Raw genomic sequence first — 15,803 nt, 5'->3', positions numbered from 1 at the left:
TGTCAAGCGGTCAGGTGGGTGGTGAAGGAGGTGGTCGATCATGACCGACCAGACAACCCGCCCACTCGATCCGGCCCTGATGGCAGCATTGTCGGCCGATGACGCGTCGATGCGGCTGCGGGCCGCGATGGCGGCGGGCAGCAACCCGCATCCCGGGTATGCCGAGGAGCTGATCCGACGCTGCGGCGTGGAACCGGACTTCTTCGTGCGGGACATGTTGACCTGGGCCCTGACGCGGTTGCCCGCCGAACTGACGGTGCCCGGCCTCATTCCCGAGCTGGCGTCCGCGTCTCCGCAGGCGCGGGCACAGGCACTACACACCCTGTCGAAGATCGGTGACCGGTCGGTGTGGACGTCGATCACACCCGCGCTCCTGCACGATGCGGACGACGAGGTGGCTCGCGCCGCCTGGCGGACCGCGGTCGTCCTGGTCCCGGCGGGCCGGGAGGCCTGGCTCGCGAACGAACTGGCCGGCGAACTCGGCCGCGGGAGCACCGACGTCCGACGGAGTCTCAGCCGTGCCCTGGCCGGACTCGGCGACGCCACGGTCGGACCGCTTGCCGTCGCGAAACAGCGGGGCAACAGCGCGGTGCGCGCACACGTCGTGGCCACCGAACGGCTGATCGACGACCCGGACAGTGACTTCGCCGCTGCGTCGGACTTCGTCGCGCCGACGACCAACACTGTCCCCGACGACGATTCGGCTGTCGAAACAACGGACGGAACGTAGCGGTGCTGATCGGCGAGGTGGCGCGGCACACCGGCTTAAGCAGCCGGATGCTGCGCCACTACGACTCACTCGGACTCGTGCGACCGACCGGCCGGACGTCGGGCGGCTACCGGGAGTACTCCGAGGCCGACCTCGAGCGGCTCCTGCACGTCGAGAGCCTCCGATCGCTCGGACTCTCGCTGCGCGACGTCGGCCGCGCGCTCGACGAGCCGGGGTTCGCACCGGACACGCTCATGGACCGCCTCATCGACGACACCGAGGCGAGGATGGCTGCCGATGCCCAGCTCCTCGCGCGTCTGCAGGACGTGCGGGGTGCCGGGCCCACCGAGTGGTCCGCGGTGCTGGGAGTGGTCAGACTGCTCCGTGCCGTCCAGTCCGACAACGCGGCCGATCGTCAGACTGCCGCGATGCTGGCCGGCGAGGTCAGGGTGTCCGGGGACTCGCTGGCGGACGCACTCCTGAAGGAGCCGGATCCCAACGTCGCCGGTGCCCTTCGGTGGGCGCTCGCGCAGAGACCGGGCGGTGTCGACCGCCTCGTCGACGGTGCGGCCGACCCCGATCCGGTTGTTCGACGCCGGGCGGTCACCGCGCTCGCCGCGATCGAGGAGACCACACACGTCACGTCGGTTCTCGAGGGACTGCTCGCCGATCCCGATCCCGCCGTCCGACGCACCGCTGCCCTGACCCTCGGACGCCGCGGTGCCGCGGTCGCGGTCGATGCCCTGGTCGAGCTCATCGGTGCCGGCGACCGCGATGTCGAGGCCGCCGAGGTCCTCGCCGGCCACGAAGCCCACCGCGAGCGGATCGTCGACCTTCTCGTCGACCGCCTGGGTGCCGACCCCGACGCGTCCGTTCGATCGCGCCTGGTGCAGGCTCTCGCCGAGATCCCCGGTACCGCAGCAGCTTCGGCGCTGCGGGCGTGCACCGGTGACGCCGACGAAATGGTCGCGCGCACCGCGACCGTATTGCTCGATCGGCGGCCGCAGGGCTGATAGCTCAACAAGTCGACGAAAACTGTGTGACTCGTGGGACTTCTGTTCACCGCGGTTCACTGCGGTTCACTGCGGTTCACTGCGGTTCACTGAAGGTGCTCCTGTTCACTGATGGTTCTGATGTGAAAATCGCTGTCGTAGAACATCTTTGACTGGATGTAGTTGTGGAAACCGCTCGTCTTCGAACGGATTGTCGAGTACCTTGGTGGCATGACCCCGATCGCCGAGATGCGAGACTTCGTGATCACCCTCGAACCACCCACCGACCCGACCGGCCGGGAGATTTTCGACCGCCTGGACGAACTTCGGTTGCTGTACAACGTCGTCGGTCATCAGATCGCCGTGCACGCAGCATCGTTCGAAGCGACCGGCGCGGCAGACAGGGTGGGGTCGACCACACGCGGGGTGCTGATCGAGATGGGTTTCGCGCCGGCTGTCGCCCACCGCAGCATACGGATCGGAGAGCGGATCGACTCGTTGCCGAAGCTCGGCGACTGCGCCTCCGACGGGCATCTGGCGACCGAATGCGTCGACGCGGTTGTCCGCGGCCTGACCGTCATCGAGAAGCAAACACCCACAGTACTTTCCGACGAGGACCGGGCGGCGTATGAGTCCGAGCTGCTGGCTCAAGCATTCTCGGGTGCCACCCCCACCGAGATCGCCGACCACGCACGCACCATCGCCCACCGCAACGCCGACACCGCCGACGACGCCATCCCGGTTGCCGAGGACGCCTCGCTGAACGTGGTGAACTCGCGCATCACCGACGATGGCCGTGTGGAGATCAAGGCCGACCTCACCGCTGTGGTCGGTGAGAAGTTCCTGTCCATGATCGACGAACGATCCTGCCCGCGACCCGAACCCGACGGCAGCGAGGATCGACGGACGCGGGACCAGCGGTGGGCCGACGGCTTCGAGTTGTTGATGGATCAGGCGGCGATCGGAGCGACCCTCGACACCAGCGGTTCGCCTCGAACCCAGCTGTTGGTGACGATCCCGGCCGATGCGAAAGATCCGGCGCGACTGCCATGGGTCGGTCCGGTGTCGCAGACCACCGCCAAGCGACTCGCGTGCGACGCCCTTGTGAGCGAAATCGTCCTGGACGGGGAAGGCGTGCCCTTACAGATGGGGACAAGTAGGCGACTCTTCCCGTCCCACTTACGCAAGGCCATCATCGTCCGCGACCTGTGCTGTATCAAATGTGGTGCGCCCGCGGCACATACGCAGGTGCATCACATAGTGCCGTGGGTAGATGGCGGCCCCACCGACCTCGACAACGGGTGCCTGCTCTGCCAACGCTGCCACACGCAGGTACATCATCACGGCTGGGAAGTGACGATGGGATATGACCGCCACCCCTGGCTGATCCCGCCTGCTGACATCGACCCACAACGCCGCCCGCGGCCCGCCTACAACCGACGCACGATGCGACTCGACGACGTCTTCGTGTAGGTCCTGCGCCACCGCACGCACTGCGGGACAAGCCATCTCAGACGGGACCGAGCACCCGACACGACAACACCTCACGACCACAGATCCTGACGGCATGGCCGTCGCGGCGTTCCTTGACAACTCCACAGTGTGAAAGCCGAGCACGGCGTGGGCGTCGTTGCGGTCCGTCTCCTGGATCTTCGGGAGATGGACCGCAACGAATCCGCGTTACTCGACGCGTTACTTGACGCATCAGTCGTCGCGGTCTTGGTCGCGTCAGTCGCCGCCGTCCCGGTCGCCTCAGCCGTCACCGTCTCGGTCGTGTGTGCCGCCACCACGCGGGTCTGGCCCTCGCCACCTCGGACAATGCATGGTTCTGCACCTGGGTCGGCGCATGAGCCCGTTCATGGACCAGCACGATGGTCAGCGAGCTGGTGCTGACCGTTCCGCAGCTCCCACGGCCTCCGCAGCCTTCCGGAGACCCAGCGCCGCGCGCAGGATCGACACAGTGCCGACCAGAAATCGTCTGGACCGCAATTGGGTGCCGTCCCGGCCGGTCGGTAGTCTGTTGGGCACTATGGCACCCGATCTGACCAGCCCCGATCCGTCCGGCGCATCCCACGGCGACGGACGCCCGTACTACATCACCACCGCGATCGCCTACCCCAACGGCGCTCCGCACATCGGGCACGCCTACGAGTACATCTCCGCCGATGCGCTCGCGCGGTTCAAGCGGCTCGACGGGTTCGACGTCCGGTTCCTCACCGGCACCGACGTCCACGGGCAGAAGATGCAGCAGACCGCCGCCGCGGAGGGCATCCCCACCGCCGAACTCGCGAAGCGGAACTCCGACCGTTTCCAGTCGCTGCAGGAACGCCTCGGGTCCAGCTTCGAGCGCTTCATCCGCACCTCCGACGAGGACCACAAGCGCGCCTCGGAAGAACTGTGGAAGCGGATGAGCGACCGCGGCGACATCTACCTGGACAAGTACTCGGGCTGGTACGACGTCCGGGACGAGACGTTCTACGCCGAGGCCGACACCCGGGTCGACGAGTCCGGCGACCGCGTCGCCACCGACACCGGGCATGTCCTCACCTGGACCGAGGAAGAGACCTATTTCTTCCGCCTCTCGGCGTATCAGGACAAACTGCTGGAGCTCTACGAGTCCCGGCCGGAGTTCGTCGGTCCCGACGTCCGGCGCAACGAGGTCATCAGTTTCGTCAAGGGCGGCCTCACCGACCTGTCGGTCTCGCGCACCACCTTCGACTGGGGCGTCCCGGTACCCGGACATCCCGAACACGTCATGTACGTGTGGGTCGACGCCCTGACCAACTACCTCACCGGCGTCGGGTTCGCCGACGACCCGGAGACCTTCGCGCGGTTCTGGCCTGCCGACCTGCACATCATCGGCAAGGACATCATCCGATTCCACTGCGTCTACTGGCCCGCGTTCCTGATGAGCGCCGGGATCGAGTTGCCCAAGCGCGTGTTCGCGCACGGATTCCTGTTCAACAAGGGCGAGAAGATGAGCAAGTCGGTCGGCAACGTCGTCGACCCGGAGAACCTGATCGTCGAGTTCGGTCTCGACCCGGTGCGCTACTTCTTCCTCCGCGAGGTGTCCTATGGTCAGGACGGTTCGTACTCGGCCGAGGCGATCGTGTCCCGCATCAACGCCGACCTCGCCAACGAATTCGGCAACTTGGCGCAGCGCACCCTGTCGATGATCGGCAAGTACTTCGACGGCACCCTGCCGGCACCGGGCGAGTTCACCGACACCGACACCGCGCTGCTGACACGTGCGGATTCCCTGCTCGACATCGTGCGCGCCCACATCGACAACCAGGCCATCCACCTGGCGCTCGAGGCGCTCTGGTCGACGCTGGCCGAGACCAACCGGTACATCTCGGCACAGGAACCGTGGAAGCTCGCCAAGACCGACCTCGACCGCACCGGCACGGTTCTCTACGTCTGCGCCGAGGTGGTGCGCATCGTCGCGCTGCTGAGCCAACCGGTCATGCCGGAGTCGTCCAACAAGATCCTGGACCTCCTCGTCGTCGGCGACGATCGGCAGTTCACCGCAGCCGCCACCCGGTTGGAACCCGGTACCGCGCTGCCGAAGCCGACTCCGGTGTTCCCCCGGTACGAGAACTGAACCCGCACATCGAGAATGGTCGCGTGGGACGGGGTGGGGTCGGACTCGCTCGGCCCGGACGCGGTGGCGCCGGCACTCGACGTACTGCGTGCACTGCACGCCGAGACCGCCGCCCGTCGCCTGCCGCCGCCGGCCGCGCTGATCGGTGACTGGTACGACGCCGACGCCGTCATCGCACCGTCGATCGAACTGACACCCGGCTGCCTGCCCCCGGATGACCCCGACCGGTTCTGGTTCGGGTACCTCGGGTTTCCGGTGCGGCCGCACGACGCGTCGCTGCCGCCGAACGTCGGCGGACACACCGACGGCGTGCTCGTACTCCGCGATGGACGCTGGAGTTGCACCGGCACCGGTGTACCCGACTGGGCGAAGGCGGCCGTGCGCGCCGCCGGAGACCGGGCGGACCCCGTCACGCGGCGCGGATCCACCGCTGCACCGACGGTGGAATGGCATGCGCCCGAACGCAGTTCACATCTGGATGCCATCGCACAGTGCCTCGACGCCATCCGCGCCGGTGAGGTCTATCAGGCGTGCGTGTGCACCCGCTTCACCGGCACGCTGAGCGGCCGGCCCGTCGAGTTCTTCACCGGACTCGCCGGCGCCACCGCGCCGGCGAAAGCCGCTTTCCTGCAAGGTGACTGGGGGGCGGTGGCGAGCCTGTCGCCGGAGACGTACCTGCGCCGGGCCGGCAACATCATCTCGTCGTCGCCGATCAAGGGCACCCTGCCCGCCTCCGCCGACCCCGATGCGCTGGCCGCCTCTGCCAAGGACATCGCCGAGAACATCATGATCGTCGACCTGGTCCGCAACGATCTGGGCCGGATCGCGGTGACCGGCAGCGTGCGGGTCCCCGAACTCCTGACCGTCGTACCCGCCCCCGGCGTCTGGCACCTGGTGTCGCGGGTGGAGGCGATCCTGGCGCCGGGAACGGGCAACGACGCCATCCTGGCGGCGACGTTTCCGCCGGCGTCGGTCACCGGCACCCCGAAGCTGCGGGCGATGGAACTGCTCGAGGGCTGGGAGTCCGACGCGCGCGGCGTGTACTGCGGGGCCATCGGCATGGCCGGCCCCGGGCGGGCACTCGACCTCAACGTCGCCATCCGGACCGTGGAGATCACGCCCGACGGGGCACTCGCCCTGGGTGTCGGCGGCGGGATCACCATCGACTCCGACCCGGATCGGGAATGGCAGGAGTGCCTCGACAAGGCCGCGAGTATCGTGGGGTCGCGCGGTTGGACATGATCGACCCCCTCGTTGGGTACGATTCCGCCATGACTGTGCCCATCCGGTCGTCCACCGATCTCGCGGTGCTCGATCGCGATCTGCGCCGTGACCACCATGCCTACATGTCCGGCGGCACCCCACGTGCCGGGGTCCCGGGGGATGTCGTCGAATCCTGGGGTCGTGTCCGGTCGGGCCGACACCGGTCCACCGTCGACACGCACAATCCGGGCCACATCTCGGACGATGAGCTCGAGACCCGGCGCGCCACGCACCCCCTAAGAGACGCGGTACAACCACTTCAGCGACTGTTCGCCCAGTCCGCGGACGACGCCTCGATGACGCTGGGCGTGTTCGACGCGGACGGCGTGCTGTTGTGGCGCGGCGGCTCGGCGTCCGTTCTCCCGGAGGCCGACCGGCTCGAGCTCGTCGAGGGCAGCCGATGGGACGAGAACTCCACGGCGACCACGGCGGTCGGCCTCGCCGTGCACCTCCAGCGCCCGACCCGGCTGTTCGGTGCCGAGCACTACTACAGCTCGCTGCATGGGCTGTTCTGCACCGCGGTACCGGTGCACGACCACCGCACCGGCGACATGATCGCCATTGCGGGCCTGGCGGGCCCGGCCATGGAGATGCAGCCGGCGGCATCGGCGTTCACCTCCGCGCTGGCCGCCCTCGGCGAACACGAGATCACCCTCGCCCACCAGCGCGAGCTCGCCGACCTGCGATTCACCGGCCAATCGCAGCTGGCCGGGCTGCACGGGCCGGGGCTGCTCATCGACGACGACGGATGGGTCGCCGAAGGGCGCGGCTGCACGCCGCCCGTCCGCGTCGCCGCCCCGACGGACGACATGCGGCAGTTCGTGCCGGGGCTCGGGATCTGTGTGGTCGAACGCCTCGGGCAGGGGTGGCTGGTGCGTCCGGCGGGCCCGTCCGGCCCGGTCCTGGCCGAGCTCTCCCTCGACGGCGAGCCGACCGTCACGGTCACCGGCGACGGCGAGCCGTGGCGCACGGTGCTGACCCGCCGGCATGCCCAGATCCTGTTGCTCCTCGCCGACGCCGGTGACCAGGGCCTCACCTCACAGCGATTGAGCCAGCTGCTCTTCGGCGACGACGGCCACACCGTCAGCGTGCGCGCCGAGCTGTCCCGACTGCGCCGGGTGGTCGGGGCGCTCGTCTCGAGCCGGCCGTATCGACTGGCGCCGCGAGTGGAACTGCGGGTCAGCCCGGATCAGCTCGACGTCTTTCGAGTACCTGTTGGTAGACGTCGCGCCGAGAGGCACCGGAACCCTGCGTGACCTCGGCGCACGCGTCCTTGAGTCGCATGCCGCCTGCCACGAGTTCTTCGGCCCGATCGGCGAGGTCGTCGATGTCGGGTTCGGCGGCTACGGCACCGGCGATCACCACGGTGATCTCGCCGCGGACGCCGTCAGCCGCCCACTCGGCGAGTTCGGCGAGCGGGCCGCGCCGGACCTCTTCGTAGGTCTTGGTCATCTCGCGGCACACCGCCGCGCGGCGGTCCGGACCGAGGATCTCGGCCGCGGCGACCAGCGTGTCGGCGAGTCGGTGGGGCGACTCGAAGAACACCGCGGTCCGTGGCTGGGCAACCAGTTCGCGCAGCCATGCGGCTCGCGCGCCGGGCTTGCGGGGAGCGAAACCCTCGAAGCAGAACCGCTCGGAGGGCAGCGCCGACACCGCGAGGGCCGTCGTCACCGCCGACGGCCCGGGCAGTGCCGTGACCGGGAGTCCCGCGTCGGCGCATGCCACCACCACGCGATACCCGGGATCGCTGACCGACGGCATCCCGGCGTCGGTGATCAGCAGTACCGTCTGCCCCTCGGCGATCGCGCTGACGAGACCCGGGGTACGCGCGGCCTCCACCTGGTCGTAGTAACTGACCAGCCGCCCGCCGATCTCGACGTCGAGCGCCGCGGCCAGCGAACGGGCGCGCCGGGTGTCCTCGGCGGCGACGATGTCCGCGGTCTGCAGGGCCGCACGCAGACGCGGCGAGGCGTCGTCGATCTGTCCCATCGGCGTGGCGGCCAGCACCAGCCGGCCGAGACCGTGGGACACGCGACCGGGGTCGGCGACAGCACTGGTGTCCGGAGGCCCGGAGGCGTCGTCGTCGGCGTGGGACATGCCGGGGTGGGCGGTGTTCATCGACAGCCAGCTTACGAGGGACCACTAGGATCGATCGGGTGACCATCACCGCCGTGCACGACACCCCGGTGTCCGGCGGCGACCCACGGTCTCCGATTCCGCGACCCCGCCTGGGTCCGGAGGTTCCGTCGCCGCTGTTCGGTGCCCCCGACCGCGGGCGTGGACTCCTCGTCGGAGTCGTCATCGCACTGCTGGCCACCATCACCCGGTTCTGGGCCCTGACCCACCCCACCGACAAGGGCACACCGGTCTTCGACGAGAAGCACTACGTCCCCCAGGGCTGGCAGGTGCTGTCCGGCGGCAACTGGATCGAGGACAACCCGGCGTACGGCCTGGTCGTGCACCCACCGGTCGGCAAATGGATGCTCGCGGCGTCCGAGGCGATCTTCGGCTACGGTCCACTCGGCTGGCGTGTCGCACCGGCCGTCTCGGGCGTGCTGGTCGTCGTGCTGATCTACTGCGCGGTGCGCCGGCTCACCCGGTCGACGCTGGTGGGCGCCATTGCGGGGATCTTCGCGATCTGCGACGGCGTGCTGTTCGTGCAATCCCGGATGGGCATGCTCGACATCTTCCAGACCCTCTTCATCGTGGCCACGTTCGCCGCGCTCGTCGCCGATCGCGACCAGGTCCGGGAACGCATGTACCGCGTGTACCTCGAGGGCCGCATCGCCGACAGCCCGTTCGGACCGCGACTCGGCTTCCGCTGGTACCGGTTCACCGCCGGTGTGATGCTGGGGTTGAACTGCGGCACCAAGTGGTCGGGCATCTACTACGTCATCTTCTTCACCGCACTCGCGATCGGCTTCGACGTGGCCGCCCGCCGCGCCTATCACGTGCCGCGCCCCTGGGTCGGCACCCTGGTGCGCGACGTCGTCCCGAGCGGCGCGAGTCTCGCGGTGATGCCGGTCGTCATCTACTTCTTGACCTACATCCCCTGGTTCACCAGCGAGACCGCCGTCTACCGCTACCAGGTGGGCAACACGATCGGAACCGACGGCCCGTTCGCGTGGGTGCCGGGTGCCTGGCGATCGTTGTGGTACTACGAGTCCGGCATCCTCGAGTTCCATTCGGGGCTGACCAATTCCGCGGGCAACCATCACCCGTGGGAGTCCAAGCCGTGGACGTGGCCGATGAGCCTGCGTCCCATGCTGTACGCGCTCGAGAACGGGCCCGACCAGTGCGGCGGGGGTGAGTGCGTCCGCGCCCAGATGCTCATCGGCTCGCCCGCGCTCTGGTGGCTGTCGTTGCCGATGCTCCTGTGGGGACTGTGGTCGTGGATCGTGCGTCGCGACTGGCGGTACGCGGCGGTCCTCGTCGGATACCTCGCCGGCATCCTGCCGTGGTTCCTCGCCCTCGACCGGCAGATGTACTTCTTCTACGCGACCGTCCTCGCGCCGTTCCTGGTGATGGGTCTCGCCCTGTGTTGCGGTGATCTGTTGCGTTCGGCTGCGGCGACGGCGCGCGCCCGGCCCGAGCGCCGTGCGCTCGCTATCCTGGTCGTCGCGATCTACGTGGGCCTGGTCGTCGCGAACTTCGTCTGGTTGTGGCCCATCCTGACGGGTTCCCCGATATCACCGGGCCTCTGGCGCCAGCAGATCTGGCTGCCCAGCTGGGGCTGAGCACTCCCGGCGCGCAACCGAACCCCGTGAGGCCCACGCGGCCTCACCGTGAGACGGGGAACGGCGGCGGTGCGGCCTCGTTGCGGTACTTCCGGTGGTACTCGGCGTAGAGGTCGGCGTTCTTCTCCCGGTCGAGCGCGTTGATCAGTGCCGGATCGAGTCCGTGCTGGACCAGCCGGTAGCGGCGATAGACACGGTTCAGCGCGATGGAGAAGAACAGGTACGACAGCAGGATCGGCATGGTCATGGTGATCCGCACCCCCCACGGCCCCGGGACGAACAGCATCGGCAGCACGAGGATGATGCACGGTATCGACCACCGAGCGACCATCCGCGCCGACGCGCCGGGACCGACGAGGTCGTTGATCACCCAATCCTGCACCGAGACAGGCAGTCTGCCGCCGTACCAGTACGCGACGTAGCGCCACCAGGCCGGGCGCGGGGACTCGTGACTCATGGGCGAACACTCCTGATCTCGGCGTTGTACGACCAGGGTAGCATTTGTCCTAGGACAAAAATGGGGAGCTGGGGTTACAGTGTCCGTTGTGATCACCGGGCAGACAGTGAACGCGATCGTTCAGAGCGCTCGGGACGCGATCGTCTCCGGCCGACTCCGACCGGGTGACACGTTGCCGCCGATCCGTGAACTCGCAACCGAGCTGGGCGTCAACCGCAACACCGTGGCCACGGCATACCGGCAGCTCGTCGTACTGGGCGCGGCGGACACCCGAGGCCGCGGCGGAACGGTGGTCGCCGACCGACTCCACCCCGGCAGCGAACTCGCCGCTCCGGCAGATGCCGTCGACCTCGCCGGCGGCAACCCGGACCCCGATCTCCTCCCCGACCTGCGCGCCGCGATCGCCGCGTCACCGTACCGGCCCACGATGTACGGCACCTCCGCGGTGGCTCCGGCGCTCCGGGCCGCGGCGCCGGTGCTGTTCGGCGATCATCCGCAGGAAGGCGAACTGGTCGCGACCCACGGCGCCGTCGACGCGATGGAACGGCTGTTGAACACCCACCTCGTCCGGGGTGACGGTGTCGCCGTGGAGAATCCGTGTTTCCTCGCCAGCGTCGGCACGATTCGCGTCAACGGATATCGCGCGCTACCGGTGGAACTGGACGGGTCCGGCATGCGACCCGATCACCTGGCACGGGCGCTGGACGAGGGCGCTCGGGCCGTCATCGTCACCTGCCGCGGCCACAACCCCGGCGGGATCGCCCTCTCCGAGACCCGTGCGGGAGAACTTCGTACGCTCCTCGAGCGGTACCCCGAGGTGCTGGTCATCGAAGACGACCACTTCTCGCTGCTGTCGGTCTACGACTACCGGCGCGTGATCCCGGACAACAGCCGGCACTGGGCCGTCGTCAGGTCCGTCGCGAAGTTCCTGGGTCCGGACCTGCGGGTCGCCCTCGTCGATGCCGACCCGACGACGGCGGCCGCACTCGACGCGCGACTCCGGTCCGGCCGCCCCTGGGTCAGCCACCTGCTGCAGACCACCGCGGCGCACCTTCTCACCGATCCGGCGACGACCGAGCTCATCACCACGGCTCGCGACGAATATGCCCGTCGCACAGAGTTTCTCATCGATGCACTCACCTCCGAGGGCGTCGCGTCGACGCTCGGACCACCTGACGGGATCAACACCTGGGTCGACCTGCCCCGCGAGGTCCCCGCGGAGAAGGTGAGCACCGAGCTCGCCCGTCGTGGCTGGGCGGTACAACCCGGGACGATCTTCGCCGTCGACAGCGCCACCCCCCGAAACGGCCTGCGGGTCACGACGTCCCGGCTCGACCGGGCGGCTGCCGAGACGTTCACCGCTGCTCTCGCCGCGTCGATCGCGGAGATCGACGCTCCGTAGGCGCCCTTCCCTCCCACGGCACGACCCCGCCGACGCCGGTGGGCCGCGCACCATCGCGCGGCCCACCGGGTGTCATCGCCCCATCGGGGGCAAATCGGTTGCTAGACCGCAGGTCCGGGCAGGCGATCGGTGTCGTGCTGGCCCTCGTCCCGGTTCCCGTCGGTGCGGCCGTCGTCGCCGACAGACGGCGCGGCGGGCGACGACCCGTTGGTCGATCCGGCGGCCTCCGAACCGTTCGCCTGCTCGACGAAGTCCGGGTCGATCTTCTCCAGGTGCCGTACCGCGTCGGCGTCGATCGACTGGAGTTCGCCCGTCGCGATGGCGACCGCCTGCTCCCGGACGTGCTCGTCGACCTGGGCCGTCAGGACGTGCCGGGACACGATCAGCGGGTCGCGCCGGAGGTCGAGATAGAGCGACAGGCACATGCCGATCATCACCACGACGAACGGCAGCGCGGCGATGATGGCCATCGTCTTGATGCCGTCGAGGGCGTCGTCGCCGCTGATCGCCAGGAGAAGCGCGGCGACCACGCCGGTCAGCACACCCCAGAACACGGTCAGCGAGCGCGACGGGTGTTCGACGCCCCGCTGCGAGAGGGTGCCCATGACGAGCGAGGCCGAGTCGGCGCCGGACACGAAGAAGATGCCGACCAGGATCATCACCAGGGCCGAGGCCACCCCGGTCCACGGCATGTGGGCCAGAACGTCGAACAGCGTGCTCTCGCTGGCCGCGGTCGCCGGATCGAAGGCCAGCGTGCCCTCGATGTCCTGATGGATCGCGGTGCCGCCGAAGATGCAGAACCAGACCAGCGACACAGTTGTGGGGACGACCATGACGCCGATCACGAACTCGCGGATGGTGCGACCGCGGCTGATCTTCGCGAGGAACAGACCGACGAACGGGGTCCAGGACACCCACCACGCCCAGTAGAAGATCGTCCAGTCCGCCAGCCACTGATGACCCGCCTCGGTCGTGACCGTGGCGTCGGAGCGGGCCGCGAAGGTGGTCAGGTCGGTGGCGTAGGCCCCGAGAGTGGTCGGCAGCAGATTCAGGATGAAGATGGTCGGACCGGCGACGAAGACGAACAGCGCCAGCACCACGGCGAGCACCATGTTGATGTTCGACAACCACTGGATACCGCGCGCGATTCCCGACACCGCCGACGCGACGAAGGCCGCGGTCAGGAGCGCGATGATCGCGACGAGCAGCATCTTGGTGGGCTCGTTGACCCAGCCGAGGGTGTCGAGACCCGATCCGATCTGCAGCGCGCCGAGGCCCAGGGAGGCCACGGTGCCGAACAGGGTGGCGAAGATGGCGAGGATGTCGATGACCTTGCCGCCCGGCCCGTTGGATACCCGCGGACCGAGGAGCCGTTCGAACACCGCACTCATCAGCTGCGTCCGACCCAGCCGGTACGTGCTGTAAGCCAGCGCCAGACCGACGACCGCGTACATCGCCCACGGGTGGAAACCCCAGTGGAACATCGTCGTCGCCATGGCCGCGCGGATGTCGTCGGGACCGATTTCCGGTGGCGGACTAGCAAAGTGGTAGAGCGGCTCGTAGGCGCCGAAGAACATCAGTCCGATGCCCATGCCGGCGCTGAACATCATCGCGATCCAGCTGATGGTGCGGAACTGCGGCTTCTCCCCGGTCCGGCCCAGCGGAATCCGGCCGTATTTGGACACGGCCAGGAAGATCGCGAAGATCACGAAGCCCGTGGCAGAGAGGATGAACAACCACCCGAGGTTGTTGGTGATCCAACTCAGCACCTCGGTCGTAGTGGTGTTGAGGCTCTCCTTGTCGCCGATCCCCCAGATCACGAAGGCGATGACCAGAACCGCGGTCACGGTGAAGACCACCGGGTCCAATGTCTGCTTCGGACGCCTGGTGATCACATCCTGTTCACTTGTCATCGTTCAAGCCAATCAATCTCGATGAATCTATTCAAGTTCGCCCGAGCACACGGTTGAGCATCTCAACGATCAGGGAATCGTCGAAGCCCAGCTCACGGGCGGTTTCGACGTACTCGGTGGCGGCTGCAAAGCCGGCGTCGAGCGCATCGTGGCGACCGGCCTTGATGAACGATCCCTGCCGCCCACGGGTCTCGATGACCCCGGCCGCCTCGAGCTCCCGGTAGCTGCGCGCGACCGTGTTGGCGGCCACGCCGAGCCGCGACGCCAGCGCCCGCACCGTCGGGAGGCGTTCGCCCGTGAGCAACTGCCCGGATTCGATGAGGTCGATGACGCCGACCCGCACCTGCTCGAAGGGCGGCCGATCGGAGTCTGCGTCGATCCGCAGTGCGGCGAGCGCCGACGGGGCGGCGTCGCTCGCCGCGTCGGGGGTCGATGAATCCGAGGTCACGACGCGCCCCCTTCCCGAGAATCACGTGCGAGTGGACACGACATGCACCGCGGCCCGCCGCGGCCCGAGCCCAGCTCGCGACCCTCGATCTCGATGACCTCGATGCCGGAATCGCGGAGTCGCCGATTGGTCTCGGAGTTCCGGTTGTAGGACACCACCACCCCGGGGGCGAGGGCGAGGGTGTTGTTGCCGTCGTCCCACTGCTCCCGTTCGGCGGTCACCGGGTCGAGGCCGGTGTCGATGACACGCAACTTGGAGATCCCCATCGCCTCGGCGGCCGCGTCGAGGAAGGGCCGTTCACCGGTGATCCGGACCGCATCGGTCGCGGCGTCGTGGACGAGGGTGAACGCGGACATCGTGTCGCGGATGTTGGGATACATCACCACGGCGTCGGTGTCGACCATCGTGCAGACGGTGTCGAGGTGCATGAAGGCCCGCGACTGTTCGATCGGCACCGCGAGCACCGTGTGCGCCAAATGGTCGTCGAACAGGCTGCGCGCCAGCGCTTCTGCCCCGGCAGGCGTGGTGCGTTCGCCGACCCCGACGGCCACCACACCGGCGGCGAGCAGCAGCACGTCGCCACCCTCGACCGGCGCCACCTGCGACTCGTAGGCACGTCGGGCGCCGGTGAACCGCGGGTGATGGGCGTAGATGAGATCGGTCAGCGACGTCTCCCGGGCCCGTGCGGGCAGCGCGAGCGAGGTGATCGCGAACCGTCCACCGATCCAGAACGAACTGTCGCGGGTGAACAGCAGATTGGGCAGGGGCTCGATCGCGAACTCCGGCCCGTGATGCATCCGCCGCACCAGTGACGACCGCTCTGCCGACGGGGTGATCGGCAGCTCGTCGAACGTCATCCCGGCCATCAGCACGTAGGCGAGGTCGGCCGGCGACAGACCCCGCAAGTGGGCGGCGAGATCCTCCGCGAGGTGCGTTCCCAGCCGGCGTGCGCTGACAGCCGCCGCGATGCCCTGGATTCGGGCCGCACCGCTGTGCGCGATCGTCTCGGCGAGCAGGTCGCCGAGGAGGTACACGTCGACTCCGCGGCCGCGCAGCACCTCAGCGAACGCATCGTGCTCCTCCTGCGCGCGCCCGACCCACGGGAGCCCGTCGAAGAGGAGCTGGTCGCTGTTCCGCGGGGTGAGTCGGCGAAGTTCGTCGCCGGGACGGTGCAACATGACCGCCCGCAGGACGCCGACCTCCGAGTCGGCCCCGAGCGCGTAGTCGTATCCCGGCGCGCGGCCACCGTTGCCGGACGTCATCGGCCCACGCGTCCGA

At 68.5% G+C, this 15,803-nt stretch carries 13 protein-coding genes; 8 read left to right on the top strand and 5 right to left on the bottom strand.

What is annotated here, in order from left to right:
- Nucleotides 1-40: 40 nt before the first annotated feature.
- The 6 genes from BCM27_RS07835 to BCM27_RS07810 all read left to right on the top strand — a co-directional run bounded on the left by BCM27_RS07835 (nt 41) and on the right by BCM27_RS07810 (nt 7,824).
- Nucleotides 41-730 carry a HEAT repeat domain-containing protein gene (locus BCM27_RS07835; protein ID WP_004019673.1) on the top strand — a complete coding sequence of 230 codons (690 nt, stop codon included), beginning with the start codon at nt 41-43 and terminating at the stop codon, nt 728-730.
- Nucleotides 731-732: 2 nt separating this feature from the next.
- On the top strand, nt 733-1,722 hold the full coding sequence (locus BCM27_RS07830) for a HEAT repeat domain-containing protein (protein WP_004019675.1): 990 nt from the start codon (nt 733-735) through the stop codon (nt 1,720-1,722).
- A 210-nt stretch (nt 1,723-1,932) separates the two neighbouring features.
- Nucleotides 1,933-3,174 (top strand): HNH endonuclease signature motif containing protein, encoded by a 1,242-nt coding sequence (locus tag BCM27_RS07825; RefSeq protein WP_033203665.1) that lies wholly within the window; start codon nt 1,933-1,935, stop codon nt 3,172-3,174.
- Between the two features lie 556 nt (nt 3,175-3,730).
- Nucleotides 3,731-5,305, top strand: a complete 1,575-nt coding sequence (metG, locus tag BCM27_RS07820) for a methionine--tRNA ligase (RefSeq protein WP_004019677.1) — start codon at nt 3,731-3,733, stop codon at nt 5,303-5,305.
- Nucleotides 5,306-5,320: 15 nt separating this feature from the next.
- Nucleotides 5,321-6,547 (top strand): aminodeoxychorismate synthase component I, encoded by a 1,227-nt coding sequence (locus tag BCM27_RS07815; RefSeq protein WP_052369247.1) that lies wholly within the window; start codon nt 5,321-5,323, stop codon nt 6,545-6,547.
- Between the two features lie 29 nt (nt 6,548-6,576).
- Nucleotides 6,577-7,824 carry a helix-turn-helix domain-containing protein gene (locus BCM27_RS07810; protein ID WP_033203805.1) on the top strand — a complete coding sequence of 416 codons (1,248 nt, stop codon included), beginning with the start codon at nt 6,577-6,579 and terminating at the stop codon, nt 7,822-7,824.
- Here BCM27_RS07810 and rsmI read toward each other — a convergent pair.
- Entirely contained in the window at nt 7,748-8,686 is a 939-nt protein-coding gene (gene rsmI, locus BCM27_RS07805) for a 16S rRNA (cytidine(1402)-2'-O)-methyltransferase (RefSeq protein ID WP_033203666.1), read from the bottom strand. The two genes, BCM27_RS07810 and rsmI, sit on opposite strands and share 77 nt — an antisense overlap.
- A gap of 38 nt (nt 8,687-8,724) precedes the next feature.
- Here rsmI and BCM27_RS07800 point away from each other — a divergent pair, with 38 nt between their 5' ends.
- Nucleotides 8,725-10,305, top strand: a complete 1,581-nt coding sequence (locus BCM27_RS07800) for a dolichyl-phosphate-mannose--protein mannosyltransferase (protein ID WP_004019979.1) — start codon at nt 8,725-8,727, stop codon at nt 10,303-10,305.
- Nucleotides 10,306-10,348: 43 nt separating this feature from the next.
- Here BCM27_RS07800 and BCM27_RS07795 read toward each other — a convergent pair whose 3' ends face one another.
- Nucleotides 10,349-10,762, bottom strand: a complete 414-nt coding sequence (locus tag BCM27_RS07795) for a DUF5313 domain-containing protein (protein WP_004019981.1) — start codon at nt 10,760-10,762, stop codon at nt 10,349-10,351.
- An 88-nt stretch (nt 10,763-10,850) separates the two neighbouring features.
- On the opposite strand from BCM27_RS07795, the gene BCM27_RS07790 reads away from it, so the two are divergent.
- Nucleotides 10,851-12,164: an aminotransferase class I/II-fold pyridoxal phosphate-dependent enzyme gene (locus tag BCM27_RS07790; RefSeq protein WP_239450677.1), complete on the top strand. Its 1,314-nt coding sequence runs from the start codon at nt 10,851-10,853 to the stop codon at nt 12,162-12,164.
- A gap of 101 nt (nt 12,165-12,265) precedes the next feature.
- On the opposite strand, the gene BCM27_RS07785 is transcribed toward BCM27_RS07790, so the two are convergent.
- The 3 genes from BCM27_RS07785 to BCM27_RS07775 are packed head-to-tail and all read right to left on the bottom strand — an operon-like array spanning nt 12,266 to nt 15,787.
- Nucleotides 12,266-14,077 carry a BCCT family transporter gene (locus BCM27_RS07785; protein ID WP_004019983.1) on the bottom strand — a complete coding sequence of 604 codons (1,812 nt, stop codon included), beginning with the start codon at nt 14,075-14,077 and terminating at the stop codon, nt 12,266-12,268.
- A gap of 31 nt (nt 14,078-14,108) precedes the next feature.
- Nucleotides 14,109-14,525 (bottom strand): GntR family transcriptional regulator, encoded by a 417-nt coding sequence (locus tag BCM27_RS07780; RefSeq protein WP_004019984.1) that lies wholly within the window; start codon nt 14,523-14,525, stop codon nt 14,109-14,111.
- Nucleotides 14,522-15,787 carry an arginine deiminase gene (locus BCM27_RS07775; RefSeq protein WP_033203667.1) on the bottom strand — a complete coding sequence of 422 codons (1,266 nt, stop codon included), beginning with the start codon at nt 15,785-15,787 and terminating at the stop codon, nt 14,522-14,524. Before BCM27_RS07775 ends, BCM27_RS07780 begins: the two co-directional genes overlap by 4 nt.
- Between the last annotated feature and the right edge of the window lie 16 nt (nt 15,788-15,803).

Origin of the sequence: Gordonia terrae (assembly GCF_001698225.1) — a bacterium.
GTDB lineage: Bacteria > Actinomycetota > Actinomycetes > Mycobacteriales > Mycobacteriaceae > Gordonia > Gordonia terrae.
Note: the sequence above shows the minus strand (reverse complement) of the source record. Positions and strands in the feature narration are given on the sequence as shown.

Coding starts and splice junctions, on each gene's coding strand:
- BCM27_RS07835 (WP_004019673.1), top strand. CDS start 41: ATGACCGACCAGACAACCCGCCCACTCGATCCGGCCCTGATGGCAGCA.
- BCM27_RS07825 (WP_033203665.1), top strand. CDS start 1,933: ATGACCCCGATCGCCGAGATGCGAGACTTCGTGATCACCCTCGAACCA.
- metG (WP_004019677.1), top strand. CDS start 3,731: ATGGCACCCGATCTGACCAGCCCCGATCCGTCCGGCGCATCCCACGGC.
- BCM27_RS07815 (WP_052369247.1), top strand. CDS start 5,321: ATGGTCGCGTGGGACGGGGTGGGGTCGGACTCGCTCGGCCCGGACGCG.
- BCM27_RS07810 (WP_033203805.1), top strand. CDS start 6,577: ATGACTGTGCCCATCCGGTCGTCCACCGATCTCGCGGTGCTCGATCGC.
- rsmI (WP_033203666.1), bottom strand. CDS start 8,686: ATGAACACCGCCCACCCCGGCATGTCCCACGCCGACGACGACGCCTCC.
- BCM27_RS07795 (WP_004019981.1), bottom strand. CDS start 10,762: ATGAGTCACGAGTCCCCGCGCCCGGCCTGGTGGCGCTACGTCGCGTAC.
- BCM27_RS07785 (WP_004019983.1), bottom strand. CDS start 14,077: ATGACAAGTGAACAGGATGTGATCACCAGGCGTCCGAAGCAGACATTG.
- BCM27_RS07775 (WP_033203667.1), bottom strand. CDS start 15,787: ATGACGTCCGGCAACGGTGGCCGCGCGCCGGGATACGACTACGCGCTC.